This is a genomic window from Microcoleus sp. Pol12A5, assembly GCF_036701435.1.
GTDB lineage: Bacteria > Cyanobacteriota > Cyanobacteriia > Cyanobacteriales > Microcoleaceae > Microcoleus.
This window is the reverse complement of record NZ_JAUBQU010000268.1, coordinates 1-1,962: the sequence shown is the minus strand read 5'-3', so window position 1 is coordinate 1,962 and position 1,962 is coordinate 1. Positions and strand designations below refer to the sequence as shown.

Below are 1,962 nucleotides of genomic sequence, written 5' to 3'. Positions count from 1 at the left end.
CGTCATGTCGCCCGTAGGCGGTGTGGGAATTAACTATGCTATTCAAGATGCTGTCGTCGCGGCTAATGTACTCAGCGACTCCCTGAAAAACGATCGCGTGCATCTGTGGGATTTGGCAGAAGTGCAGCGACAGCGGGAGTTGCCCACACGCATCATTCAAGCATTTCAGTCGTTTGTACAGGAGCGAATTATTAAAGGCGCATTAGATACAAATCGACCGTTTACACCGCCACTTTTGTTGCAGTTACCAATTTTGCGAAATATTCCAGCGCGATTAATTGGTTGTGGATTAACTAGGGTTCTGGTGCAAAATTAATGAGATACACTAATCCTAAATATAGATGTAGAATGACGCACGGGTGGTCAAAAACTGGGTTTTTTGACGAAAATCTTTCGCACTCACCCACATATTCGGTAAAAAACCCGGTTTCTTTGGCATAGATGAGTAATTCCTGACAAGATTGAATTTCAGTACAAACTTAATGAGACCAGAGTTATGCAAAGTATTAAAGTACGATCGCACGTCGGTTCGGACGGGATGTTGCATTTGCAAGTCCCCGTTGGGATTACAGATACAGATTTGGAAGTTATTGTAGTTTTCCAGCGCATAACACCAGCAACTGAGGGTAAAACCCCGGAAGATTTAGGCTGGTCGCCCGGTTTTTTTGAGACAGTAATAGGAAGCTGGGAGGGAGAACCGCTTGTTCGTCCTGAGCAGTTGGAATATGAAATCCGGGAAGAATTGCTGTGATTTATCTGTTAGACACTAATAGTTGTATCCGTTTGTTAAACGAAGACCGCAACTCAGCCTTATCTCGCCGACTAGCAATGATGCGATCGGGTGATGTAACATTATGCTCTGTAGTTAAAGCAGAAGTTTACTGGGGTGCTTTTAGAAGTTCGCGTAAAGATAGCAATCTAGCTAGACTAGAACGTTTTTTCAGTGAGTTTGTAAGCTTGCCTTTTGATGACCAGTCTGCCCTAATTTACGGTCAAATTCGCGCCGGGCTAGCTGCATCTGGGACACCTATGGGCCCTAATGACCTCTTGATTGCCTCTATTGCTCTTGCCAACAACCTAATTCTTGTAACTCACAATACCCGCGAGTTCAGCCGCGTTGAGGGTTTGCGTCTGGAAGATTGGGAGATAGAGGTCTGAGTTGAGCTATTGGAAAATGATGGAGTGATCGCACTGGAAAATATGCAATTGCGCTCGTCGTAGCTGTCAACTATAATTTTACAAAGCAATGACTGAATTGCTAGGTGCACGGGTCAATCGAATTTAGAGAACAACGATGATTGAAACACTTACTCCCGAACAAGAAGATTTAATGCTAGTTTATGCGGAAAAGTGGAAGAAAATAATGTACTCCACCGAGCCGCTCGATTGCGAAAGAGCGACAGAGGCAGTTAAAGAAGCTTACCGGGCAATTAACGAAAAAAAACCGGATATTATTTTTTGCCGTAGCCCCTATAAAGGTGCTAATCTTGTTATTGACGGCGACCAATCAATTAATCACCTATCCGAAAAATTAGGACTCAATCTTTGTCGGCTATTTACAAAGAAACTGAAAAATCATACTGTGGAATGCCTCATATTTAAACAAATTTCATATAGGTTATTTTGCCAAATTTACAGTCAAGTACGTAGTAATATTAGCTATGACTTATTTACCAAAAAATTAACCGAAATATTGGCTCCAGTCAATTCTTATTGAGGTGAGGAATATCACAGCTATATCCACCCTATAGCCATGGCAGGATATTGGACAATTTTTGACTTCTGTTTTTCCGGCTTAAAATGCAATCCTAATCATATCAACTGGCAACCCCTGCTGTTTTTTACAACGCAATGCGGCTGGATTTTTCCCTATGAAAAAGTTTGCATTGTGTGCGATCGCCCCCGCATCTTCTCTTTCGACTCCCAACACCGCCTCCACGCCGAAGGAGGGCCCGCAATTCA

At 42.9% G+C, this 1,962-nt stretch carries 4 protein-coding genes and 1 pseudogene; all 5 read left to right on the top strand.

Going from position 1 to position 1,962, the window contains the following annotated elements; genetic code table 11:
• Window positions 1-316, top strand: a pseudogene (locus tag QUA45_RS28615) (FAD-dependent oxidoreductase); the annotation flags it as partial.
• A gap of 180 nt (window positions 317-496) precedes the next feature.
• Entirely contained in the window at window positions 497-751 is a 255-nt protein-coding gene (locus tag QUA45_RS28610) for a hypothetical protein (protein ID WP_190662602.1), read from the top strand.
• Complete coding sequence (locus QUA45_RS28605; RefSeq protein WP_333223305.1) at window positions 748-1,158, top strand: type II toxin-antitoxin system VapC family toxin; 411 nt, start codon at window positions 748-750, stop codon at window positions 1,156-1,158. Before QUA45_RS28610 ends, QUA45_RS28605 begins: the two co-directional genes overlap by 4 nt.
• A 136-nt stretch (window positions 1,159-1,294) precedes the next feature.
• Entirely contained in the window at window positions 1,295-1,717 is a 423-nt protein-coding gene (locus QUA45_RS28600; RefSeq protein WP_333223303.1) for a hypothetical protein, read from the top strand.
• Between the two features lie 36 nt (window positions 1,718-1,753).
• The coding region (locus tag QUA45_RS28595) for a DUF6745 domain-containing protein (RefSeq protein WP_333223301.1) at window positions 1,754-1,962 on the top strand (209 nt) is incomplete at its 3' end.